This is a genomic window from Acinetobacter sp. 479375, from assembly GCF_000581715.1.
GTDB lineage: Bacteria > Pseudomonadota > Gammaproteobacteria > Pseudomonadales > Moraxellaceae > Acinetobacter > Acinetobacter ursingii.
Map to the genome: position 1 here is coordinate 26,508 of NZ_JEZN01000018.1, position 23,387 is coordinate 49,894.

The following is a 23,387-nucleotide window of genomic DNA, read 5'->3' on the forward strand; positions in this document are numbered from 1 at the left end:
TTTTCATAACTCCCTTTTATTTCTCACTGTAGGAGAAAAATAAAGCGGGTTTAAACAATGATGAAACAAGTCTAGTGATTCATCTGTTATTTTAATCGGAAACGGAATGTCTACCTAGGGACACCAAAGGGTCGGTTAGTGGATTTTTTTGTTTTTGGGTTTTTTCCAAAAAAGGCAAGTAGTATTGAATAACCAATTGATCCGCTTCCAGTATTGGCATATGTCCGACATGATTTAAAATAATTGGCGTTTCAGCACGTTTCAACATTTTCTTTAATTCACCCGCTGCTTCGACATTAACAATTTTATCGTCTGCACCCCATAAAATTAAGGTAGGGGCTTCAATCGAGCGCGCTAAAACTGAAAATGTATCTGGAGTGTAAAGTCGTTTTAACGCCACCAGTTGATCGACAATTTTACTGGTTTCCTGTGCATGGGTGATTAAATTTTGTTCCATCGCATTTTTATAATCATTGGACAAAAATGGCTGATGATACATGACTTGATTCAGCACATAATTCAGATCGCCTTTCTTGGAAACAATCAATTGTTTGAGATAAGTTGGATCTTTCAGGTAAATAGTATTGGCGGAATGATAAACGCCCGCACTGCTGATGAGAAATAGACTTTGTGTGTCAAACGCATATTGCGATGCATATAGCAAAGCAATTGAACCGCCAACCGAATGCCCGACAATATTAATCTGATTGGACACATGTGCAGCTTCGGTAAAACGTCGAAGTTTTTCAGTGACATTGGGTACAGATAAATCAAAATCCTTTGGAACGATGGTATCGCCCGCCATAGGCAGATCAGGAATGATCACGTGATAATAAGGGGTTAATACTTTGGCAATTGAATTCCAGTTATCACGGCTGCCTGCTAAACCATGAATCAATAAAATCGTTGGTTTATTTGATGCACCGCCTTCGCTATAGACCCAAGTAATATCATCTACTTTTAAGCTTTTGGTTTTTAAGCCAGCCCAGTTACGTTGCTGTTGCAGTTCGTCATGTAAATTAAAATGACAGTCTGAGGCTTGAGCATTTTGTAAACTTCCCCCAACAAATAGTCCCATACATATACTCATAGCAAATGCCCATGTATAGAAAAAGTTAATGTGAGGAATACGGAAAGTCATTTAACTTCATCCTTGAAAGTTGCTGACGTTTTGAGGCTTTATATTATGAAATAAAGGCTTTGTATCCGTCATTTGCTGCTAAAAAAAATCTAGGAGAATTATAGTCAATTTGGTCAACTGCTTAGACTCAAAAAATGTTAAATAGGTCGTATTATTATCGAAATAAAATGTAAATAAATTTATAGACAACAAGTTATTATCTTAAATTGATTAAAAAAATATCAAAATGGAGAAAGATTGTCATAGTTTAGTTTTTGTCAGTGACTTTCAGAGTTTAGCTTATTACACTATTTTGAACTCATTATTTGATGGCAAAACAAATGATCACTGCTCAGGAAGCGCTTGAACGTCTTAAAGCGGGTAATAAGAGATTTGCAACAGGTGAAGTGACTCACCGCAAATTATTATCACATCAAGAACGTACCGATATGGCTCAAGACCAAAATCCATTTGCCATTATTTTGGGATGTTCTGATTCGCGTGTCCCTGCTGAAATTGTCTTTGATCAAGGGCTAGGTGATTTGTTCGTGATCCGTGTGGCAGGCAATATTGTTGCACCGTCACAAGTGGGAAGTGTGGAGTTTGCGGCTGAACGTTATGATTGTGCCGTGGTTGTGGTGTTGGGTCATAGTCACTGTGGGGCAATTCAGGCCACAGTCGATACGTTGATGAATCCAGATCATCCGCCGTCTGACAATTTGATGTCAATTGTCAATCGAGTCCGTCCTTCCGTTGAAATTTTACTGCAAACTGATCTAAAACATGACCATGCAAAGTTATGTATGCATGCGGTTCGTTCCAATGTATTTGCTTCGGTGAATCAGTTACGTCATGGTTCTGCTGTACTTGAACACCTGATCGAAAAGGGCAAAATGATCGTGGTGGGTGCTGAATATTCACTGGAAACGGGCGAAGTGACTTTTTTTGATTTTTAAGCATCCTATAGATGTTTAATTGAGTTAAAGGCGCGTTATAACGCGCCTTTAATATATGGGTAGGCATTATTCAATAAAATACTTTGTGCTTTGGCATTCGGGTGAATCTGGTCATTTTGCATCAGATCTTTATGTCCCGCGATGCCTTGCATAAAGAAAGGCAGTAGTTTGATTTTGTATTGTTGACTGATCACTTTATAGTTATTTTCAAAGGCTTGGCTATAAGCCGTTCCATAGTTAGGCGGAATTTTCATACCAAATAATAATACTTTCGCTTTGGCTTGCTGACTCTGTTGTACCAGTTGCCCCAAATTTTTTTGGATCATTTGAGGCGGTTGGCCGCGTAATGCATCATTACCACCCAACTCGATGACGACCACATCAGGTTTATAGCTTTGTAGTAGTTTTGGCATTCGGGCCAGCGCACCGCTGGTGGTTTCACCACTCACACTTGCATTGACCACTTTATGCTGTTTCGGATACTGTTGGGCAAGACGTTTTTGCAATAATTGAACCCAGCCTTGTTCAGGATTGATTCCATAACCTGCACTGATGCTATCTCCCACAATCAGAATGGTTTTTGCATCTACGGCAAAAGGGATCAGACTGAGCGTAGCAACCATGTAGTATTTTACAGTTTTGGGTTTGAACAAGTGTTTTAAAATTTGCATATTAAAAAATGACCGATCATTGCATCAGACAGGATAATGACCATCATGCCACAACCGATTATTTCTGCCCACCAACTGACACAATCCATTCAATTTAATAACAAAATATTAACTATTTTAAATGATATCAATCTCGATATTTATGCAGGTGAGCAAGTTGCAATTACTGGGCGTTCGGGGTCAGGAAAATCCACTCTTTTAGGGATATTGGCCACATTGGATCAGCCGAGTTCAGGCGAGGTATGGGTTTGTGAGCAAGCCGTACATCAACTGAATGAAGAAGCAAGAGCAAAAGTTCGCCTGGAAAATATCGGTTTTGTATTTCAGTCTTTTCAACTGTTACCACATTTGAGTGCGCTGGAAAATGTGATGCTGCCTTTACGTTTGCAGCCAAAGTTTGATTATCAGCAGGCTGAAGAAAAAGCCTTGTCTTGGTTAAAACGAGTCGGGTTGGAACGTCAGGCATTGCAAACCCCCAAAGTTTTGTCGGGTGGTGAGCAGCAACGTGTAGCCATTGCACGTGCTTTGATTGCATCACCCAAAATTATTTTTGCCGATGAACCGACAGGAAATCTGGATGGTCAAACTGCACAAGACATTGAGAGCCTGCTATTTGAACTGAATCGTGAATTAGGCACGACACTGATTTTGGTCACGCATGATGCCAAGCTGGCAGCAATGTGTCAGCGTCGCTTACAACTGATCGATGGTAAATTATTTGAAGATCAAGTCTCTGCCCAAGAATCCTCTCATCCAGTTGATCAGATGGAGGATGGGACATGAGTGCATTGCTTAAACCCTTATTTATCCAAAGCTTTCGGACGGGCGGTATTTATTTACTCATCATTGCCTTGTCACTTGCCATCAGTGCAACCACTGCCCTTAAATTTAGTAATGATCAGATCCAAAATGCTGTGACTCTACAAGCTGCTGAAATGTTAGCAGCCGATTTAGTGCTTTCTGACAATGAACCTATTGCAGATACATGGAAGCAACAAGCAACTACTGAAAACTTTCAGCAATCTAATGTCACTGTTTTTAGCTCAATGGCACGAACGAATGATCAATTTGTCATGGTCAATGTTAAAGCAATTGATACACACTTTCCGTTACGTGGAAAATTACAGATTGAACCTCCAGCAACGCAGATCAACTCTGGTGAAATCTGGTTAAGTCCACGCGCGATGGATTTACTTAAGGTTAAGTTGGGTGAGCAGATCTTTATCGCAGATGGTGCATTTAAAGTTACGGGTGTGATTAAGCATGATTCCAATCAGGAATTGGGCTTTTCTGGATTTTCTCCCACTGTCATGATTAACCAATCAGATATTGCCAAAACCAATGCGATTCAAGTCGGTAGTCGGATTGAATATCGGTTATTGATGGCTGGAACGCCTGAACATATTCAAAATTTTGAGAAAAAGTTCAAAGCGCAACATCATGTTCAGGATGATACAGAGGCTGATCCAGAATCGAGCTTAAGGCTGCGTAATGCTGCGCAAGGCAATACACGTTTGATGAAACCAATTGAAAATCTGGATACGTTTTTACAGTTGGCCAATATTTTAACGATTTTGCTGTGTGGTATCGCCATTGCTTTAACCAGTCAGCGCTATGTCCAACAAAATCAGGATCACATTGCCTTGATGCGTTGTCTCGGGGCGACTCGTGTACAGATCGTCTGGGCATATCTTGGATTATTGGCTGTAGTCAGTCTCATATCAATCTTGATTGGCTCATTATTAGGCGTGGGACTTGGCTATGGCTTATTACAACTGATGTTGCAGTTGATTCCGCAACTCGAGTTAAGTTTCTCAGTGATTGCATTTTTGTTCGGCCCATTACCGATTGCGATATTCACCAGTATCGTAGTGATGGCAGGATTTATCTTGCCGAGTATCTGGGAGTTACTAAATACGCCTCCAATTCGGGTGATTCGTCAGGAAACACGTTCTAAACGATCATTTGCTTTTATGTTTTTAGCAGGTGTGTTGAGTTTAGCGGTGTTTAGTATGGCGCTGAGTGAAAATATTCAACTGAGTGGTCTGATGCTGGCGGCGATACTTTTACTGAGCGCGATTCTATATGGGGTTGTCTGGAGCCTATTAAAATTCTTTAAGCGCCTCAAAAATCAGTTTTCGGGATATATACGGACACCTGCACATACGGCTTTACAGATTACGGCGCTGGCTTTGGGCTTGAGTTTAATTACTGTATTAACTGTATTACGCACAGATCTATTGCAGCGTTGGCAACAACAATTACCAGAAGGAACGCCAAATCAATTTGTGTATGGGTTGCCGCCTTTTGATATGCCTGAGTTTAAGCAACAGCTTGAAAAAAATGGCTGGCATAGTACGCCTTTATATCCCAATATTCGAGGAAGGTTAGTTGCCAAAAATGATCAGCCCTTTGCAGCCGACTTGATTCAACACAATAATTCTTTACGTCGTGAGCTGAATCTGACTCAGGCAGAAACCTTGCCAAAGGACAATGTCATTACACAAGGTCAACCTTTATTTAATCAGGTCAATCAAGTCTCAGTTGAGGCTAAACTGGCTGAAGAATTAGGCATACAAGTCGGAGACAAGCTGACATTTAATTTGCCAGAAGGGACGTTATCTGCGCGGGTCATCAACTTACGAAGTGTAGAGTGGGAAAGCTTTAGTCCGAATTTCTTCTTTATTTTTTCACCGCACAGCATGGATGAAAATGCAGGAAGTTATTTAGGCAGTTTTTATGTTCCACCACAGGATAAGACGCAATTGATTCAGGTGATTCAACGTTTTTCTAACACTGTCTTTATTGATGTCAGTTTGATACTGGATGAAATTAAAAGACTGGTCAGCGTATTGGTTCAAGTGATTACGGTATTGGCAATATTGGTTGGGCTGTCTGGAATTTTAGTCTTAGTGGCGTGTTTGAATCTACTCATGGATGAACGCCGTCGAGAAGTGGCATTGATGCGTTCCTTTGGATTATCCAAGTCAAAACTTAAACATATGTTGAGTTTGGAAATTGGATTTATCGGTTTAATTGCAGGGGTAGTATCCTGTTTCTTCGCTGAAATTATCAGTGCCATTGCCAGCTATAAAATGAACATTGCTCTACAATGGCATCCTGAAATCTGGCTGATTTTACCTGTTGCCATGATGCTGATTTGTGCCTTGATTGGACGATATCGACTCAGTTATCTATGTGATATTCCACCTTTACAAAGTTTAAGAGAAATCAACCAATCTTAAGCTTTAAGTAAAATCAAACTATAAAAAGCCAGCTATATACCCAGCTGGCTTTTCATTTGCGCTAAAATTTCTTGCCAAAGTGGCTCAATCGGTGGAATCAGACTGACACAGTATTGATAAAATAAGGCACACAATACTGCCCCGATGATCAATCCAACTACTGCGCCTAGATTTGCTTGATGTATCTTTTGGCTGATATACCAAGTCATTGCCAATAAAGCGCCCATGATCATGCCACCGATATGCGCCGCATTATTAATGCCTGTTGCCATAAAACCAAAGGCAAGGTTAATTGCCATGACCATCACTAAAGATTTTTTATCTAAAATAAAACGCTGATCGGGTAAAGCAGGCAACAAGGCCAAAATGGTGAGTGCTGCACCAAGTCCCATCACCGCACCAGAGGCACCTGCGCCTACATGAGGGATGAGGGACGATTGTAGTCCCGCAAGAGGATCAAAATGCTCAAGTAATGCATAGCTGTCACGAATAGTGACGTAACTGCTGAGCAAGCTACCCATCAGTCCTGCCAATAGATACAACCCGATAAAATAAAAACGCCCGAGCATTTGTTCTGCAATACTGCCAAAAATATACAGCGCCCACATATTCAGCATCAGATGTACCAGTCCAAAATGGAAGAACATACTGGTAAATAAACGTTGTGGTTGTTCCAGAAAAGTCAGGGGCGAGAAGTCTGCACCCCAACGGATGGCATCAGCTGTTGTCGGGCTGGTGGCATCGACACCTGATAGCACTTGCCAGCCATATAAACCCACATTCATGGCGATTAAAACTGCGGTGATCCACCACAGATTGACTTCAAGTTTACGATTTACTTGCGGAGGACTATATTCAGACATGATATGCTTTTGTTATATATCAATAATGCTTAGTTTAAGCTTAACATGAAATACGTGATTTTCTGGAGAACCCATCTGGCATGAAGAAATTTATTGTTCGCGCTGTTTTAATTCTTGTCAGTTTTATTCTTCTGGTGCAGTTATGGATTTTTTGTAGTTTGGCTTGGTGGCGAACGCATCCCGTTGAAACGACGATGTTTATGCGCATCGATTATTGGTCAGATCCTTCTGAGCCGTTGCATCATGAATGGCGTGACTATGACCATATCAGCGATACATTTAAACGCGCAGTTGTCGCGGCAGAAGATGGTAAGTTTTTACAACATCATGGCTTTGACTGGGATGGTATTCAGTATGCACTTGAGAAAAATGAAAAATCAGGCGAAGTCGTCAATGGTGGTTCCACTATTTCGCAACAATTAGCAAAAAATTTATTTTTATATAATAAACGCTCATTGATTCGCAAAGGTCAGGAAGCTGTTGCAACTTGGATGATGGAACGCATGTGGTCAAAGCAGCGTATTTTGGAAGTGTATATGAACTCGGTTGAACTCGGAGATAATATTTATGGCGTGGAAGCCGCCTCTCAATATTATTTTCATAAAAGCGCGAGAAGCTTAACCAATCAACAAGCTGCATTTTTGGCTTCATTATTGCCAAATCCAAAAGGTTATCAAGCCAACCGTAATGATCCAAAATTTAAGTTTAAGCAGCGTTTTACCTTAAAATATATGCGCTATAGCCAGATTCCGTAAATATCTGGTTTTAGAATGTGGTAATTTTTAAAAAAGCTTGTGAATACGAGCTTTTTTTATGAAATTGTCATAATTTTGCAGCATACTATTTAAAAGCCTTGTTTAGGCATCAAAAATTTATAATGTCAGGTTGAATGCATGAATACCGCGATTACAACACCGTCTGAAACTATGCCGACAGAAGCAGAGTATACTTATAATGATCGCTATATTAACCGCGAGCTTTCAATTCTCGATTTTCATTTGCGAGTTTTGGAACAAGCGGTCGATCCATTACATCCTCTGTTAGAGCGGATGAACTTCCTGCTGATTTTTTCGCGTAATCTGGATGAGTTTTTTGAAATCCGCGTGGCTGGTGTCATGGAGCAAATGTATTTGGGCAATGAAAGTCGTAGCCCAGATGGTTTGACCCCACGACAGGTTCTAGATCAAATTTCTAAAACCGCACATGCCGCCATTGAACGCCAATATCGGATATTAAACGAAGAAATTTTGCCAAAGCTGCGTGAAGAAGATATTTGCTTTTTACGTCGCGGTGAGCTGACACCTGCCCAATCGTCATGGATTAAAAAATATTTTCAGGAACAAGTTGCACCTGTATTAACACCGATTAGTTTAGATCCTGCGCATCCATTTCCGCGTTTGGTCAATAAAAGCCTGAACTTCATTGTCACTTTAGAAGGCAAAGATGCTTTTGGTCGTCAGATTGATTTGGCTGTTGTACCTGCACCACGTTCGTTGCCACGTGTAGTACGTTTACCCAATGAATTAACTGGCGGTAAAGAACATCATGTGATGCTTTCTGCGATTATTCATGAACATATTTCTGACCTGTTCCCAGGAATGACTGCGACAGGTTGTTATCAGTTCCGTGTGACGCGTAATGCAGACTTGGCCTTAAATGAAGACGTTGAAGATTTGGCTAAAGCCTTAAAAGGTGAATTAAGTTCACGCCGTTTTGGTCGTGCAGTGCGTTTGGAAGTTACTGAAAACTGTCCAAAGCATATCTATGAATATTTACTAGATGAGTTCGATCTGGACGAAGAACAGCTTTATAAAGTCGATGGTCCCGTCAATCTTGCACGTTTATTATCCAATTTTAAACGTCCGCATTTGCGTTATGATTCGCATACGCCTGTCATTCCAAAAATACTCAAAAAATCAGAAAATATTTTTGCAGCGATGCAGAAGCAGGACATTTTACTGCATCATCCGTTTGAATCTTTTGCTCCTGTCATCAATTTACTGCGTGAAGCAGCACGTGATCCACAAGTTCTTGCAATCAAGCAAACCTTATACCGTAGTGGTGCGGATTCTGAGATTGTTCAGGTTTTAGCAGAAGCAGCGCGTAATGGTAAGGAAGTGACTGCTATTATTGAGTTACGTGCACGTTTTGATGAAGAATCCAATATCGAAGTGGCAAACCTGTTACAAGAAGCGGGAGCAGTCGTGGTCTATGGTATTGTGGGTTATAAAACTCACGCCAAAATGATCATGGTGGTGCGCCGTGAAAATAATAAATTGGTTCGATATGTACATTTGGGTACAGGGAATTACCATGCAGGTAATGCCCGTATTTATACCGATTACGGCTTGCTGACCACAGAGAAAGAATTATGCGATGACGTCCATCGTATTTTTCAGGAATTGACGGGAATGGGTAAAATGGCAAAGCTGAAAAAGCTGTTACATGCACCATTTACCTTACACGCTCAATTGATTAATTTTATTGATGATGAAATTGCCAATGCCAAAGCAGGCAAGCCCGCCCAGATTATTGTCAAGGTCAATGCATTGACTGAAATGCAGTTGATTAACAAACTATATGAGGCTTCGCAGGCAGGCGTTAAAATTGATTTGATCATTCGTTCGATTTGCTGTTTGCGTCCTGGTTTACCTGGACTATCTGAAAATATTCGTGTTCGATCCATTGTCGGCCGTTTTTTAGAACATACCCGCGTTTATTATTTTAGTAATAATGGCGATGCTCGGATTTATTGTTCGAGCGCAGACTGGATGGATCGTAATCTATTCAATCGTGTTGAGGCGTGTTTCCCGATCGAAGATCCAGTGTTGAAGAAACGAATTTATCAGCAAGGTTTGGTGAATTATTTAAAAGATAACCAGCAAGCGTGGTTGCTGCAAGGGGATGGAACATGGGTGCGTGCTCAACTCGCTGAAGGTGAGGAACCTCATAATGCACAGCAAACTCTATTGGAAATTTTTAAGTAAATTAAATCTGAACCCAAAGAGAATCGAATGATTCTCTTTTTTTATGTCTGAACATTCATACTTAACTTCGAACAATCAATACTGGAATATAAATCTCTCCCAATACTTTTTGTGCCACACTACCCAATACTAACTTTTTAAACCCTGTACGGCCATGTGAACCCATCACTAAAAGGTCAGCATTTACCTCTGTTGCAGCATTCACAATTTCTTTGTAAATTTCCTGACCTTCGACTATTTTAGTATTTGCTTCGACGCCTTGTGATGAAAACACTTGTTTTGCTTCTTCCAAAATATCTTGGATCATGGCGCGTCCACGATTGATGGCATCTTCTTTTTGGCTTTCAGCATTGACATATTCAACCCCAATAAAAGGATCAATCGTCACGACCAGTAAAATGGTCACCTGACTATTATAGGTTTTTGCTAATTGTGCCGCTTGATGAACCGCAGCAAGGGCAGTAGATGAACCATCAACAGGAACTAAAATATGTTGATATGACATCGGTAAACTCCTTTTCATTATAAAAAATTGTTTGTAAAAGTTATTGTGTATATATTTTCAACGTTATCATCATAGTGCCTTAAATATGTCGTTTGAGCCGAACGAATATTCGAGGATTACTTTGAGTTAATCACATGCAATACAGTGATAAAATAGCATAATTAATCGGCAGCTTTATCATGCTTACACTAAAGTCGAGCAGATTGAGAATCCTATTCAACAAAGACGATCACGATATGTGTGGCATATAAATGACCAAAGAACTTTATATCCAGATACTCGAAGTAGTGGCTCTGATTCCTTATGGCAAAGTCGCCAGTTATGGACAAATTGCCCAATTGGCGGGGCTCCCTAAACATGCGCGGTTAGTGGGATATGTTTTAAAACATCTTGATCCTGAAAGTGATTTGCCGTGGCATCGTGTGATTAATGCTCAAGGCAAAATCAGCACCAGTCGATTAAATGCACGTGGAGAAAATATCCAGCAAATGAAATTACTTGAGGAAGATGTTGTGGTAGTTGCAGGGAAAGTGAGTCTAAAAAAATACCAATGGAATTGATCTCTTGAAAAATAGATTTATTTAGCAATAAGAACAGGTACTGGACTTTGAGCCAATACAGTTTGAGCGACACTACCTAATACAAGTTTCTTTAAACCTGTGCGACCATGTGACCCCATCACCAGTAAATCAGTTTCAAGCTCTATAGCGGTCTGAATGATTGTTTCGGCAATTGAGAGGCCTTCACGATATTGAATGCTTAAGCTTAATCCATCTTCTGAATATTGGACTTTAATCTTTTCTAGCGAAGCCAAGATATAATCCTTTGCTCGATCGATCAATACGTTACTTTGCCCCTTATTTATATAGTCCTCAGCAATCATCGGGTCGAGTTCCAAGACCTCTAAGACCGCCACTTGACTACCTAAACTCTTGGCTAATTGTATGGCGTGTTCTAGTGCCTTGATAGAAGGTTCAGAATCATCTACACAAACCAGTATATGCTGATAGCTCATTTTATAGTCTCATATTAAGTTTAGGTATGCATTAGGTGGATAAAGAGAATAAACCTTAAATGATATTTTTAGCAGAAATAGCACATTCCAACAATTTAAATCTAATAAAAATATCCAAACCTAAACCTTTGCAGGCGTAGCATTTGGATATTAATTTTTGAGTCTTGTGGGTTTTAAGTCATTAAACTAGATGTTTAGAGATACTCAACACTTACCACTTCATATTCGACTTCACCTTGTGGGGTGACAATTTTGGCTTCATCGCCTTCATTTTTGCCCAAAAGGCCACGTGCAATAGGGGAGTTCACTGAGATTTTATTGATTTTGAAATCAGCTTCATCATCACCTACAATTTTATAGGTCTTACGTTCTTCAGTGTCCAGATTTTCAATGGTCACCGTTACCCCAAAAACCACACGACCATTTTTTTCAAGTTCATGAATATCAATGACTTGAGCTGCACCTAATTTGCCTTCGATGTCCTGAATACGACCTTCACAAAAGCCTTGTTGTTCACGCGCAGCATGATATTCAGCATTTTCTTTCAAATCGCCGTGTTCACGTGCTTCAGCAATCGCCTGAGTAATACGTGGACGTTCCACAGTCTTTAGCTGGTGTAATTCTTTCTCAAGAGCTTCTTTGCCCTCTGGAGTCATTGGATAACGTTGCATTTTAGTCCCTCTAAATGAAATGGGAGTTGACCTTTTTAAAAAAACAAAAAACCCGCCACCGATAAAGTGACGGGCTTATCGGTAACGAATTAACCTACAGTTTGTAAATCTTGCAAGCGATATACATCCATTGGTAATTGAATTGCAAAAGCTTGGCAAACTGCTTCAGCACCATTAATAGTCGTCGTATAATACACTTTGCCTTGTAGGGCTGCACGACGAATCATGGCTGAGTCATACTGAGCTTGTTTACCTTCAGTGGTATTGACAATAAGGTGTATTTCACCATTTTTCAAGCGGTCAACAATATGTGGACGGCCTTCAGTTACTTTATTTACACGTTCGCATGCCAAACCTGCATCTTTAAGTACCTGATAAGTTCCACCTGTAGCAAGCAGTTTGAAACCATAGTCCACGAGTTTTTTAGCAATATCAGCAATATATTTTTTATCTGACTCACGTACAGACAAGAAAGCATGCTTGATTTCACCTTCAGTCGGTAAGCCAGGCAGGCGTTCATTTGAACCCAATACTGCTTTATAGAACGCTTCACCAAAGGTTTTACCGACACCCATCACTTCACCTGTCGATTTCATCTCAGGCCCAAGCATTGGATCAACGCCTTGGAATTTCGCGAATGGGAAAACTGCTTCTTTTACAGCAAAGCGAGTCGGAATGATTTCTTTAGTAAAACCCTGAGAAGCAAGCGTTTGACCTGCCATACAACGTGCAGCAACTTTAGCTAAAGATTCACCAATACATTTCGATACGAATGGAACCGTACGCGATGCACGTGGATTTACTTCAAGCACATAAACGTCATCACCTTTTACAGCAAACTGAACGTTCATTAAGCCCACTACACCCAGTTCTTTTGCCATCGCGATAGTTTGACGACGCATTTCATTCTGAATGGTGTCAGAAAGAGAATAAGGTGGGATTGAACATGCAGAGTCACCTGAGTGAATCCCTGCTTGTTCGATGTGTTGCATAATACCGCCAATCACCACATCTTTACCGTCAGATACGCAGTCGACATCAACTTCAGTCGCATCATCCAAGAAATGATCAAGCAAAACAGGTGCTTCATTGGATGCTTGAACTGCATCACGTAAGTAACGTTTCAGTTCTTCATCATTGTAGACGATTTCCATGGCACGACCACCCAATACATAAGATGGACGAACGACCAACGGATAACCTACTTTAGATGCTTCTGCCATACCTTCTTCAGCAGATTTGACGATGCTGTTGTTCGGTTGACGAAGCTGTAAGCGCTGAATCATTTGCTGGAAACGTTCACGGTCTTCTGCACGGTCAATGGCATCTGGAGATGTACCAATGATAGGCGTACCTGCTTCTTCTAAAGCACGAGCCAATTTCAAAGGTGTTTGACCACCGTACTGTACGATTACGCCTTTAGGCTTCTCGGTACGTACGATTTCAAGCACATCTTCAAGGGTAACAGGTTCAAAGTACAAACGATCAGAAGTATCGTAGTCGGTTGAAACTGTTTCAGGGTTACAGTTGACCATGATGGTTTCATAACCATCTTCACGCATTGCAAGTGCCGCATGTACACAGCAATAGTCAAACTCGATGCCTTGACCAATACGGTTTGGACCACCACCAATCACCATGATTTTGTCACGGTTTGATGGATTTGCTTCACATTCTTCATCGTAAGTTGAGTACATGTAAGCCGTTGAAGATTCAAATTCGGCTGCACACGTATCCACGCGCTTGTAAACAGGATAGACACCTAAATTCCAGCGTTGTTTACGGAATTGTTTTTGTGAAATACCCATGAGGTCAGCAATACGCAGGTCAGATAAACCTTTACGTTTAAATGCACGAATATTATCGGCATTCAAGTCACCAAAGCCCAAGGTTTTCACTTGTTCTTCAGTTTTGATGATGTCTTGAATCTGGATCAGGAACCAACGATCAATCTTGGTTGCATTGAATACGTCATCAAGGCTAAAACCGTGACGGAAAGCATCTGCAACATACCAGATACGCTCTGGTCCAGGAACATTCAGTTCATGCTGGATTTTCTCGCGTGCGCCTTCAGTCCCAATTTCAATTTTTTCATCAAAACCAGATACACCTACTTCCAAGCCACGAAGTGCTTTTTGTACAGATTCCTGGAAGTTACGACCAATCGCCATGACTTCACCGACCGATTTCATCTGCGTCGTCAGTACAGGTTCAGCTTGTGGGAATTTCTCAAAGTTAAAACGAGGAATCTTGGTTACGACATAGTCGATCGATGGTTCAAATGATGCAGGTGTGGTTCCACCTGTAATGTCATTTTTCAACTCATCAAGGGTATAACCCACTGCCAGTTTTGCCGCAATTTTAGCAATCGGGAAGCCTGTTGCTTTAGAGGCAAGTGCAGATGAACGAGAAACACGTGGGTTCATCTCGATCACGACCATACGGCCGTCTTGAGGATTGATACCAAACTGAACGTTAGAACCACCCGTTTCAACACCAATTTCACGAAGAACGGCAATCGATGCATTACGCATGATTTGATATTCTTTATCTGTCAGTGTTTGGGCTGGTGCAACTGTGATCGAGTCACCTGTATGAACACCCATTGGGTCAAAGTTTTCGATGGCACAGACAATGATACAGTTGTCGTTTTTATCACGAACAACTTCCATTTCGTACTCTTTCCAGCCTATCAATGATTCATCAATCAATAACTGATGCGTTGGAGAAAGATCGAAACCACGTTCACAGATTTCAAGGAATTCTTCGCGGTTATATGCAATACCGCCACCTGAACCACCCATGGTGAACGATGGACGAATAATGACAGGGAAGCCAAAGCGTGATTGAATTTCCAAAGCTTCCTGCATGTTTTCTGCAATGGCGGCTTTTGGACATTCCAACCCGATTTTACGCATTGCGATATCAAACAGTTTACGATCTTCTGCTTTTTCAATTGCGTCTTTGCTTGCACCGATTAATTCAACGTTGTATTTCTCTAAAACGCCGTTTTCATCCAGTGCCAATGCACAGTTCAATGCCGTTTGACCACCCATGGTTGGGAGAACCGCATCTGGACGTTCTTTTTCAATAATCTGTGCAACCGTTTGCCAAGTGATTGGCTCGATATAAGTTGCATCCGCCATAGAAGGGTCGGTCATAATCGTCGCAGGATTGGAGTTCACCAAAATCACGCGATAACCTTCTTCACGAAGCGCTTTACAGGCTTGTGCACCAGAATAGTCAAACTCACAGGCCTGACCAATCACAATAGGACCCGCACCAATAATCAGGATGCTTTTTATGTCCGTACGTTTAGGCATTATTCGCTCCTTAATTACTTCTTAGCGGCTTCAATAAGTTCGATGAAATGATCGAACAATGGGGCACAGTCATGTGGACCTGGGCTGGCTTCAGGATGACCCTGAAAACTAAATGCTGGTTTGTCAGTACGATGAATTCCTTGGTTTGTACCATCAAACAGTGAGCGATGTGTCACTTTTAAGTTTGTAGGTAAGGTACGTTCATCAACAGCAAAGCCGTGGTTTTGAGAAGTAATCATCACTGTACCTTGTTCAAGATTTTGTACAGGATGGTTGGCACCGTGGTGACCATGATTCATTTTCATGGTTTTGGCACCTGAAGCAAGTGCTAAAATTTGATGTCCCAAACAAATACCAAATACAGGTAACGTCGTGGTTTCAACAATCGTTTTTACCGCTTCAATGGCATAGTCACACGCGGCTGGATCGCCTGGACCATTAGATAAAAACACACCATCTGGATTTAACGCTAATACTTTTTCAGCAGGTGTTTGAGCCGGAACAACAGTCAATTTACAGCCGCGGTCTGCAAGCATACGCAAGATGTTGGTTTTGACACCGTAATCGTATGCAACCACATGATATTTTAATTCAGGTTGACTAAAGCCTGTACCCAGCTCCCATGAACCTTCAGTCCATTCAAAGCCATCTGGGTCACAGCATTCTTTCGCAAGGTCTAAACCATTTAAGCCGCCAAATGCTCGTGCTTTCGCAAGTGCTTCTTCTTCTGTAATATTTTCGCCCGCAAGGATACAGCCATTTTGGGCACCTTTATCACGCAAAATACGTGTCAATTTACGGGTGTCAATATCGGCAATCGCTACGACATTATTTTGTTCTAAGTAGTCGCCTAAGGATTGCTCTGCACGGAAATTACTATGCAGTAATGGAAGATCACGAATGATTAAGCCATTTGCCCAAACTTTGTGGATGCGACCCGATTCATTATCTTCGCTATTGCAACCAGTGTTACCAATATGAGGATAAGTTAACGTCACCAGTTGTTGTGCATAACTTGGATCGGTCAGAATTTCTTGATAGCCAGTCATGGCTGTGTTAAAAACGACTTCACCAGTCGTTGATCCCGTTGCACCAATAGACGTTCCTTTAAAGATCGTTCCATCAGCAAGGGCTAAAATGGCGGGGGGGCTCAAACCAAAGCTCCTGAATTAAAACCACAAAAATAGGGCTGTAAAAAAGCGAGTAGACATAAAAAAAGGCCGGCTGTCTTAAAAAAACACGCCCTCCTTCTTGGTCTGCTCGCTTATAACTTAACAGCGCATTATACGCATGAAGTCTGTGAAAGTCTACGCATTTTAAAGCAAATCCTGACTTATTTAGGTAATACAAATGATGTTGGCCTTTTATCGGGATCAGTTTGTAAAATAAGTATTGTCTAACAATTTTGTATGGTGGGTAAATGTTGATCGATTTAAAATAAAAACTGACATAATTCAAAAAAAGAGGATCATCACATGCCAGCAAAAAAACCATTGAAGGCCGTTGTTGAAGAACACCAACAACAAGTTGAACAGTTATATACTGAAACAAGTGCTCAGGTAAAAGATGTTCTAACTGAGACACAGGAAAAAATTGAAGCTGAAGCAAAAGAATTGAATCAAACCATTCAAACCCAACTTTCGCATCTTAAAGAAGATGTATTACAGCGCGTTGACATTATTAAGTCTCAATTTAATAACTCTCAAGGTGATTTAACCGAACTTGGTGATGTCATTAAAAAAGAGTTTGGAACTTTGGTAGAAGATCTTGGTAAAGTCGGTCGTGAAATTAAAGATGATTTAGGTCAAATTACTTTAAAACACAAGGATACTTTAACTGACGTACTCAAACGCTCAAAAGAACATGCTGTTGAAGCATGGAATAAAGTACGTGAGAACTAAAAAACAAAAAAACCAGTAAAAGTAACTACTTTTACTGGTTTAAATAGCTCAAAATAATTGTATTAAAACTCATGTAGCCAATCGCGTTTATTATGAAAATCAGCTGATGGGCTGCTGTGTTGCATGGCATAAAAATGCATACCTTGTGATGTGTTTAAAACGGCGCTTAAACCTACATAAAGATCAGACCATTTCAGTTGATGCTTTTGCATAAACACTGTTAAGTCCACACTTACATTCATCCCATAATGGGTTCGTTTCAATTGATTTAACTCAATGTCGTAAGCTGCGATTGGCGGTATATTTTCAGGATAACGATACTCTTCAAACTGATAGGCTTGCCATGCTTCAGAAGGGGATAAATTAATCTCGCGATAAAAATCCTGATTTTTCACCCCAATGAAAATTTCAAAACAGGTTTGCTCCCACAAAAAATCACGGCGTGGATGAGCTGCAACTTGCTCTGGCCAAAGCATTAAATGATTAGGATCACGTAGCCAATAACCAACATTGAGTGTAAATGGAGATTGTTGTTCGATCGCTCCAACCAATGAGATTGATTCAAAACGATCGAAAGACATCAATTCATAACTTGCCATAATTAAAATCGATTTATTTGGCTAAATGAGCGTGACGAACCAGATTGGATAAATTCGGATTTTGTTTCGGTGCTTTTTTGTAGAGTAATACGATTTTGCCAATTTTCTGAACTGCTTCTGCACCTGTGGCTTGAGCAAGCTCATCAATGACTTGTGCACGAACTTCGCGATCTTCACCTGCAACTTTTACTTTAATCAGTTCATGGTCGTTTAAAGCACGGTTGGTTTCTTCGATCACGTTTTCAGTTAAACCTTGCCCACCGATCATGACCACAGGATTTAGCGCATGTCCGATCTGACGTAAACGTTTGCGCTCTTGAATAGATAAAGCCGCCATGAAAACTACCTGAATGTAAAAACGACCTAGTATAACTTGCATCCCGTATCTAAGATAGATTCAGCATGCAGCCAATACGCATAAATATACGAAATATTCGATCATGATCATTGAAAAAAAGATCATGAAAGTGTTAATTCTAGATACATATGCATACTGCAAAATCAGTATTTTTCACGTACAATAACAGATCAGAAGTTTTTTATAATTTAGTGAGTTATGGCGACACGCATTACCAATCAGAAGTTATCGAAGAGTAGTCGTGCGTGGATGCGGGAACACCTTGATGATCCTTTTGTGAAAAGAGCACAAAAAGAAGGTTACCGTGCCCGTGCTGCATACAAACTTCTTGAAATTCAGGAAAAATACAAACTGATCAAACCGGGTATGACGGTGGTTGATCTAGGTGCAGCCCCAGGCAGTTGGTCGCAAATTGCAGGAAAACTGGTGGGAAGTAAAGGATTGGTCATCGCATCTGATATTTTAGCTATGGATGCACTTCCAGATGTTACCTTCCTACAAGGTGACTTTCGCGAAGAGGAAGTCTTCGAAAAATTGTTAAATATTTTAAATGGTCGTACTGTAGATATTGTAATTTCAGATATGGCCCCCAATACATCAGGTAATAGGGCTGTCGATCAACCTCGACAGATTTACTTATGTGAACTGGCTCTCGATTTTGCCCAGAAAGTACTCGGCCCCAATGGACAATTTGTGGTAAAAGTGTTTCAGGGCGCTGGTTTCGATGAGTTTCGAAAGCAAGTCGTCGATAGTTTTGATGTGTTGAAAACTGTAAAACCTGAAGCTTCCCGTGCGCGTTCAAAAGAAGTATTTTTGATCGGGCAGGGGCGTAAAAAGGCAATGCGATAAAGTTTACTTGCCAAGTCGAGAAAAATTGTGCATTTTGTACAATTTCAACTTGTAGCAAGCATTAGACTTGCTGTTTACTAGGGTCTACCCCGTAATGGGCATGATCAAATTAGATTGATAATGGGAATAAAGCTTTGAGCGATCTCTTCAAGAATGCCGTATTGTGGCTAATAATACTTGGTGTTCTGATTTTGATTTTCAGTAACATCAGTGACCGCAATAAGCCATCAGCAATGAATTATTCAGAATTCGTTACTGCGGTGAATGCTGGTCAAATTAAGCAAGTCACTATTGATGGTTTAAATATTAGTGGTGAAAAAACCAACGGCTCTCATTTTGAGACAGTACGTCCGCAGGTTGAAGACACCGAGCTTTTACCAAGCCTAAACAAAAATAACGTCGTGGTTGAAGGAACTGCACCACAACGTCAGGGCTTGTTGATGCAACTTCTCATTGCTAGTTTTCCTGTACTTCTCATCATTTTGTTATTCATGTTCTTTATGCGAAATATGGGTGGGGGAGCTGGTGGCAAAAACGGACCAATGAGTTTTGGTAAGTCTAAGGCCAAGATGCTTTCAGAAGACCAGATTAAAGTGACATTTAAAGATGTCGCTGGCTGTGATGAAGCGAAGCAGGAAGTCGTTGAAATCGTTGATTTCTTAAAAGATCCTGCAAAGTTTAAGCGTTTGGGTGCAACCATTCCACGTGGTGTGCTTATGGTGGGTCCACCGGGTACGGGTAAGACTTTATTAGCCAAAGCCATTGCGGGTGAAGCCAAAGTTCCGTTCTTTAGTATCTCTGGTTCTGACTTTGTTGAAATGTTTGTCGGTGTGGGTGCGTCCCGTGTCCGTGACATGTTTGAGCAAGCGAAACGCCATGCACCATGTATTATCTTCATTGATGAGATTGATGCGGTCGGTCGTCACCGTGGTTCAGGTACAGGTGGTGGGCATGATGAGCGCGAACAGACTTTGAACCAAATGTTGGTTGAAATGGACGGTTTTGAAGGTAATGAAGGGGTAATTGTCATTGCTGCAACTAACCGTGCAGATGTTCTGGATAAAGCTTTGTTGCGTCCAGGTCGTTTTGACCGCCAAGTGATGGTTGGTTTGCCTGATATTAATGGTCGTGAGCAAATCCTGAATGTTCATTTGAAGAAACTTCCTTCAGTTACTGGTGTAGATCTAAAAGTTTTGGCACGTGGTACACCGGGTTTTTCTGGTGCACAGTTGGCTAACCTTGTAAATGAAGCAGCTTTGTTTGCAGCTCGTCGTAATAAAAATACGGTGGATATGCATGATTTTGAAGATGCTAAAGACAAGATCTATATGGGACCTGAGCGTAAATCGATGATTCTTCGTGAAGAAGAGCGTCGTGCAACGGCTTACCATGAGTCTGGACATGCGATTGTTGCTGAGATGTTGCCGGGTACTGATCCTGTACATAAAGTGACGATTATGCCGCGTGGTTGGGCCTTGGGTGTCACTTGGCAATTGCCTGAACAAGACCAGATTAGTCATTATAAAGACAAAATGCTGAATGAAATTTCGATTTTATTTGGTGGCCGTATTGCCGAAGAGATTTTTATCAATCAGCAATCCACCGGTGCATCCAATGACTTTGAGCGTGCAACTAAAATGGCGCGTGCGATGGTGACCAAATATGGTATGTCCGATAAGTTAGGCGTGATGGTCTATGAAGATGAGAACCAGAATGGTTTCTTTGGAAATGTAGGCAGTCGTACCATTTCAGAAGCAACACAGCAGCAGGTCGATCAGGAAGTTCGTCGCATTCTGGATGAACAATATAAAGTTGCTTGGGATATTCTTGAAAATAACAAGGATAAAGCGCATGTGATGGTTAAGGCGCTTCTGGACTGGGAAACGATTGATCGTGAGCAGGTACGTGACATTATGGAAGGTCGTGAACCACGTCCACCAAAAGTCTATGTGGCTGAAAATCCTGTGGTAGATTTGGATCCGCCAAGTAGTGGTCCTTCTACACCACCACCGTTGCCTTCAATGGGTTAATGATTTAAGTGTTACAAGAGCTGCTTCGGCAGCTCTTTTTATTTGCATATTATTCAGCTTGATGTGAAATTAAATCAACTAGCATTAGAAAACATACTGTTAAAATACGCCTCAACAACAGGAGTCAATTCATGCGTTTAATGCCTTTACCTCAGCGACAACTCAAGTGTGGTCAGCACCTACTCGATTTATCTCAACCTCAGGTGATGGGTATTTTAAATGTAACGCCTGACTCATTCAGTGATGGCGGGCAATATCATCAAAAACAGCAGGCTTATGAGCATGCCATGCAAATGATTGCAGATGGCGCTTCCATTATTGATATTGGTGGGGAGTCTACACGACCGGGGGCATCACCTGTGGAGGTTGAGGAAGAAATTCGACGAGTAGTGCCCGTTGTTGAACTATTGGCAAAGCAAGACGTGATTTTATCAATTGATAGCAGTCAACCTCATGTGATTAGGGCTGCTGTCGAGGCTGGCGCACATATCTGGAATGATGTTCGAGCATTAACTCGCCCTCAAGCGCTAGAGACTGCTGCTGAGCTGAACGTTCCCGTGATTGTCATGCATATGCGCGGTGAGCCAACGACCATGAATCAGTTGGCTCAATATGGCGATGTAACACGAGACGTCATCGATGAGTTGAAGATTCGGATTGATGAAGCATTGGCTGCGGGTGTGAAAGCAGAAAATATTATGATTGATCCGGGATTTGGATTTGCTAAAAATGCGCAACAAAATTTAAAGCTCTTGCAAGAGTTTTGGAAGTTGAATGAATTGGGTTATCCGATTTTATCGGCATTATCACGTAAACGTTTTATCGGCGAGGCATTGGGCGGTGCTGATGCGCAACAACGTGCGGTGGGTAGTGTGGCAGCGCATTTGTTGAGTATCCAGCAGGGGGCTTCACTGGTGCGCGCACACGATGTTAAGGCAACTGTGGATGCAATTCGAATTTGGCAGGCAATGAATCAAGCTTAAAAGCGTCAATCTTATTTTGCCTAAAGATCCTTCAATTGCTGAATTGTTTGAGAAGATGAAGTTTTGGGTATGTGAAGATAAGGCTGAAAGTGAAGCGCATGTTAATTTATAAATTGGTTGTTATCGATGAGTAAAGTGATCATGCAGCTTCATCCATTCATTTTTGTGGTGTTTATTGCTTCTATCCTTTTAGACATCCTTTTTTTATTTGTTGCAATTTTTACTGCAAATACCTTATTTGCCTTTATGGCGATCTTATTGTTGCTTGCAGGTTGGTTGATTTTTGAAGAACATCGACTAAATTTTGAACTCTGGGATTAGTGACTAGTCGAATTTAATTTGAAGGTATGTTATAAGCATCACCGAATTTTTAATGTTGTTAAGCCTTTATCCATGTTAAATGATCTACTTCTCCCTATGTTTGATGATGGTTATTATCCTCAAATCTTGGTGGCTGAAATAAAGCAAGACCTAATTGATTTTTCAAGAAAAATTCAAGCTAATCCTAAAACTGAATCTGAAATTTATCAATTAGCAGATTCAACTTTACTGAAAATCAATGAAATGAAAGCTGATTTTGAAGATTTGGATTCAAGCCTTGATGATACTGCCACGGATTATATCGCTGAAGCTATGATGATGGTGGTGCAGGATGCGGGATACCTTGAGATTGATTTAGAGGAATTGGTCGCGAGTAGAGAGTGGTAATTTCTCTTGTAAGTCTGAGGTTATTTCTGTTGGCTTGTGTGGGAATCGGCTAAGAATAAATCTAGCAACATTTGGTTTATGTCGCAACTTTGATTCGGATGTACATCTGTAATGTCTTCAACGTTTAATTTTAATTGTGAATGATTATATTTAGCGGTTGCTAAAAGACGTAGCCAAAATTGAGAATAATTTTGCTTGAACTTTTCGAGTTATTTTATTACTTCAACTTTTTTACTTTGAATAAGATATTCATTTGCCGCCACTGCGCGATTTTTTAAATAGAGCTTCTGTTTTTTTTTATTTTTACTGGTTCGAAAAATATCTTGAGCATGACGGGGCGTCATGTTTAATGCTGATACTAAATATAATAGGTAACAGTTCAGTTTTTTTCATCAGATTATTATCTTACTAGATATAAAAAAACCAGCATTATGCTGGAAATTTTATTTTACACCATTTCAACAGTTTAAAATGGTGCCCGGGGCCGGACTCGAACCGGCACGCTTTGTGGGCGGGGGATTTTAAATCCCCTGTGTCTACCTATTTCACCACCCGGGCATGTCGGCAATGATAGATGAACTGCCCAATATTGGCAAGAATATC

At 40.8% G+C, this 23,387-nt stretch carries 22 protein-coding genes and 1 tRNA gene; 12 read left to right on the top strand and 11 right to left on the bottom strand.

The window, feature by feature from the left end:
• Positions 1–91 precede the first annotated feature (91 nt).
• Positions 92–1,141: an alpha/beta fold hydrolase gene (locus J500_RS13115; protein WP_004996580.1), complete on the bottom strand. Its 1,050-nt coding sequence runs from the start codon at positions 1,139–1,141 to the stop codon at positions 92–94.
• A 320-nt stretch (positions 1,142–1,461) separates the two neighbouring features.
• Between J500_RS13115 and J500_RS13120 the strand changes: the two genes are divergently transcribed.
• Positions 1,462–2,076 carry a carbonic anhydrase gene (locus J500_RS13120; RefSeq protein WP_010588747.1) on the top strand — a complete coding sequence of 205 codons (615 nt, stop codon included), beginning with the start codon at positions 1,462–1,464 and terminating at the stop codon, positions 2,074–2,076.
• A 35-nt stretch (positions 2,077–2,111) separates the two neighbouring features.
• Here J500_RS13120 and J500_RS13125 read toward each other — a convergent pair whose 3' ends face one another.
• Entirely contained in the window at positions 2,112–2,699 is a 588-nt protein-coding gene (locus tag J500_RS13125) for an arylesterase (RefSeq protein ID WP_004996583.1), read from the bottom strand.
• Between the two features lie 93 nt (positions 2,700–2,792).
• On the opposite strand from J500_RS13125, the gene J500_RS13130 reads away from it, so the two are divergent.
• Both J500_RS13130 and J500_RS13135 read left to right on the top strand, forming a co-directional pair.
• On the top strand, positions 2,793–3,530 hold the full coding sequence (locus J500_RS13130; protein ID WP_004996585.1) for an ABC transporter ATP-binding protein: 738 nt from the start codon (positions 2,793–2,795) through the stop codon (positions 3,528–3,530).
• Positions 3,527–5,992, top strand: a complete 2,466-nt coding sequence (locus J500_RS13135) for an ABC transporter permease (RefSeq protein ID WP_004990237.1) — start codon at positions 3,527–3,529, stop codon at positions 5,990–5,992. The genes J500_RS13130 and J500_RS13135 overlap by 4 nt, the downstream gene beginning before the upstream one ends.
• Before the next feature lie 32 nt (positions 5,993–6,024).
• Here the strand turns inward: J500_RS13135 and J500_RS13140 are convergent, their stop codons facing one another.
• Positions 6,025–6,855, bottom strand: a complete 831-nt coding sequence (locus J500_RS13140) for a rhomboid family intramembrane serine protease (RefSeq protein WP_004996587.1) — start codon at positions 6,853–6,855, stop codon at positions 6,025–6,027.
• Positions 6,856–6,935: 80 nt separating this feature from the next.
• Between J500_RS13140 and mtgA the strand changes: the two genes are divergently transcribed.
• Positions 6,936–7,610 (top strand): monofunctional biosynthetic peptidoglycan transglycosylase, encoded by a 675-nt coding sequence (gene mtgA / locus J500_RS13145; protein WP_004990234.1) that lies wholly within the window; start codon positions 6,936–6,938, stop codon positions 7,608–7,610.
• A 138-nt stretch (positions 7,611–7,748) separates the two neighbouring features.
• On the top strand, positions 7,749–9,842 hold the full coding sequence (ppk1, locus tag J500_RS13150) for a polyphosphate kinase 1 (protein WP_004990233.1): 2,094 nt from the start codon (positions 7,749–7,751) through the stop codon (positions 9,840–9,842).
• 61 nt (positions 9,843–9,903) lie between these two features.
• Here the strand turns inward: ppk1 and J500_RS13155 are convergent, their stop codons facing one another.
• Positions 9,904–10,347, bottom strand: coding sequence for a universal stress protein (locus tag J500_RS13155; RefSeq protein ID WP_004990231.1), 444 nt, complete (start codon positions 10,345–10,347; stop codon positions 9,904–9,906).
• Positions 10,348–10,598: 251 nt separating this feature from the next.
• Between J500_RS13155 and J500_RS13160 the strand changes: the two genes are divergently transcribed.
• Positions 10,599–10,907: an MGMT family protein gene (locus J500_RS13160; protein ID WP_004996589.1), complete on the top strand. Its 309-nt coding sequence runs from the start codon at positions 10,599–10,601 to the stop codon at positions 10,905–10,907.
• Between the two features lie 17 nt (positions 10,908–10,924).
• Here J500_RS13160 and J500_RS13165 read toward each other — a convergent pair whose 3' ends face one another.
• The 4 genes from J500_RS13165 to carA form a co-directional block, all read right to left on the bottom strand.
• A complete protein-coding gene (locus tag J500_RS13165; protein ID WP_004996590.1) occupies positions 10,925–11,362 on the bottom strand; it encodes a universal stress protein in 438 nt (145 codons plus the stop codon).
• Positions 11,363–11,556: 194 nt separating this feature from the next.
• Positions 11,557–12,033 carry a transcription elongation factor GreA gene (gene greA / locus J500_RS13170; protein ID WP_004990223.1) on the bottom strand — a complete coding sequence of 159 codons (477 nt, stop codon included), beginning with the start codon at positions 12,031–12,033 and terminating at the stop codon, positions 11,557–11,559.
• Between the two features lie 89 nt (positions 12,034–12,122).
• Positions 12,123–15,356: a carbamoyl-phosphate synthase large subunit gene (carB, locus tag J500_RS13175; protein ID WP_004996597.1), complete on the bottom strand. Its 3,234-nt coding sequence runs from the start codon at positions 15,354–15,356 to the stop codon at positions 12,123–12,125.
• Between the two features lie 14 nt (positions 15,357–15,370).
• The gene (gene carA, locus J500_RS13180) at positions 15,371–16,510 is read right to left on the bottom strand and encodes a glutamine-hydrolyzing carbamoyl-phosphate synthase small subunit (RefSeq protein ID WP_034699966.1); all 1,140 of its coding nucleotides are present in this window, start codon (positions 16,508–16,510) and stop codon (positions 15,371–15,373) included.
• 321 nt (positions 16,511–16,831) lie between these two features.
• Between carA and J500_RS13185 the strand changes: the two genes are divergently transcribed.
• Entirely contained in the window at positions 16,832–17,257 is a 426-nt protein-coding gene (locus J500_RS13185; protein WP_004990217.1) for a hypothetical protein, read from the top strand.
• Between the two features lie 62 nt (positions 17,258–17,319).
• On the opposite strand, the gene J500_RS13190 is transcribed toward J500_RS13185, so the two are convergent.
• Both J500_RS13190 and yhbY read right to left on the bottom strand, forming a co-directional pair.
• Positions 17,320–17,856, bottom strand: a complete 537-nt coding sequence (locus tag J500_RS13190; protein ID WP_004990215.1) for a DOMON-like domain-containing protein — start codon at positions 17,854–17,856, stop codon at positions 17,320–17,322.
• A gap of 13 nt (positions 17,857–17,869) precedes the next feature.
• On the bottom strand, positions 17,870–18,193 hold the full coding sequence (gene yhbY, locus J500_RS13195; RefSeq protein ID WP_004990213.1) for a ribosome assembly RNA-binding protein YhbY: 324 nt from the start codon (positions 18,191–18,193) through the stop codon (positions 17,870–17,872).
• A 219-nt stretch (positions 18,194–18,412) separates the two neighbouring features.
• On the opposite strand from yhbY, the gene rlmE reads away from it, so the two are divergent.
• The 5 genes from rlmE (at position 18,413) to J500_RS13220 (ending at position 22,784) form a co-directional block, all read left to right on the top strand.
• Positions 18,413–19,063, top strand: a complete 651-nt coding sequence (rlmE, locus tag J500_RS13200; protein ID WP_004990210.1) for a 23S rRNA (uridine(2552)-2'-O)-methyltransferase RlmE — start codon at positions 18,413–18,415, stop codon at positions 19,061–19,063.
• A gap of 134 nt (positions 19,064–19,197) precedes the next feature.
• The gene (gene ftsH / locus J500_RS13205; RefSeq protein ID WP_034699969.1) at positions 19,198–21,093 is read left to right on the top strand and encodes an ATP-dependent zinc metalloprotease FtsH; all 1,896 of its coding nucleotides are present in this window, start codon (positions 19,198–19,200) and stop codon (positions 21,091–21,093) included.
• Between the two features lie 131 nt (positions 21,094–21,224).
• A complete protein-coding gene (folP, locus tag J500_RS13210) occupies positions 21,225–22,076 on the top strand; it encodes a dihydropteroate synthase (RefSeq protein ID WP_004990207.1) in 852 nt (283 codons plus the stop codon).
• Positions 22,077–22,202: 126 nt separating this feature from the next.
• Entirely contained in the window at positions 22,203–22,397 is a 195-nt protein-coding gene (locus tag J500_RS13215) for a hypothetical protein (RefSeq protein WP_010588745.1), read from the top strand.
• Positions 22,398–22,469: 72 nt separating this feature from the next.
• Entirely contained in the window at positions 22,470–22,784 is a 315-nt protein-coding gene (locus J500_RS13220) for a DUF5713 family protein (protein ID WP_004990204.1), read from the top strand.
• A 472-nt stretch (positions 22,785–23,256) separates the two neighbouring features.
• Here the strand turns inward: J500_RS13220 and J500_RS13225 are convergent.
• Positions 23,257–23,342, bottom strand: a tRNA-Leu gene (locus J500_RS13225).
• Positions 23,343–23,387: the final 45 nt, after the last annotated feature.

Excerpts from the sequence above, each read along its gene's own strand:
- ppk1 (WP_004990233.1), top strand. The coding sequence starts at position 7,749 with ATGAATACCGCGATTACAACACCGTCTGAAACTATGCCGACAGAAGCA.
- J500_RS13190 (WP_004990215.1), bottom strand. The coding sequence starts at position 17,856 with ATGGCAAGTTATGAATTGATGTCTTTCGATCGTTTTGAATCAATCTCA.
- J500_RS13140 (WP_004996587.1), bottom strand. The coding sequence starts at position 6,855 with ATGTCTGAATATAGTCCTCCGCAAGTAAATCGTAAACTTGAAGTCAAT.
- J500_RS13125 (WP_004996583.1), bottom strand. The coding sequence starts at position 2,699 with ATGGTTGCTACGCTCAGTCTGATCCCTTTTGCCGTAGATGCAAAAACC.
- J500_RS13155 (WP_004990231.1), bottom strand. The coding sequence starts at position 10,347 with ATGTCATATCAACATATTTTAGTTCCTGTTGATGGTTCATCTACTGCC.
- mtgA (WP_004990234.1), top strand. The coding sequence starts at position 6,936 with ATGAAGAAATTTATTGTTCGCGCTGTTTTAATTCTTGTCAGTTTTATT.
- J500_RS13215 (WP_010588745.1), top strand. The coding sequence starts at position 22,203 with ATGAGTAAAGTGATCATGCAGCTTCATCCATTCATTTTTGTGGTGTTT.
- J500_RS13115 (WP_004996580.1), bottom strand. The coding sequence starts at position 1,141 with ATGACTTTCCGTATTCCTCACATTAACTTTTTCTATACATGGGCATTT.
- carB (WP_004996597.1), bottom strand. The coding sequence starts at position 15,356 with ATGCCTAAACGTACGGACATAAAAAGCATCCTGATTATTGGTGCGGGT.
- yhbY (WP_004990213.1), bottom strand. The coding sequence starts at position 18,193 with ATGGCGGCTTTATCTATTCAAGAGCGCAAACGTTTACGTCAGATCGGA.
- J500_RS13130 (WP_004996585.1), top strand. The coding sequence starts at position 2,793 with ATGCCACAACCGATTATTTCTGCCCACCAACTGACACAATCCATTCAA.
- J500_RS13120 (WP_010588747.1), top strand. The coding sequence starts at position 1,462 with ATGATCACTGCTCAGGAAGCGCTTGAACGTCTTAAAGCGGGTAATAAG.
- greA (WP_004990223.1), bottom strand. The coding sequence starts at position 12,033 with ATGCAACGTTATCCAATGACTCCAGAGGGCAAAGAAGCTCTTGAGAAA.
- J500_RS13160 (WP_004996589.1), top strand. The coding sequence starts at position 10,599 with ATGACCAAAGAACTTTATATCCAGATACTCGAAGTAGTGGCTCTGATT.
- J500_RS13135 (WP_004990237.1), top strand. The coding sequence starts at position 3,527 with ATGAGTGCATTGCTTAAACCCTTATTTATCCAAAGCTTTCGGACGGGC.
- J500_RS13165 (WP_004996590.1), bottom strand. The coding sequence starts at position 11,362 with ATGAGCTATCAGCATATACTGGTTTGTGTAGATGATTCTGAACCTTCT.
- rlmE (WP_004990210.1), top strand. The coding sequence starts at position 18,413 with ATGGCGACACGCATTACCAATCAGAAGTTATCGAAGAGTAGTCGTGCG.
- J500_RS13220 (WP_004990204.1), top strand. The coding sequence starts at position 22,470 with ATGTTAAATGATCTACTTCTCCCTATGTTTGATGATGGTTATTATCCT.
- folP (WP_004990207.1), top strand. The coding sequence starts at position 21,225 with ATGCGTTTAATGCCTTTACCTCAGCGACAACTCAAGTGTGGTCAGCAC.
- J500_RS13185 (WP_004990217.1), top strand. The coding sequence starts at position 16,832 with ATGCCAGCAAAAAAACCATTGAAGGCCGTTGTTGAAGAACACCAACAA.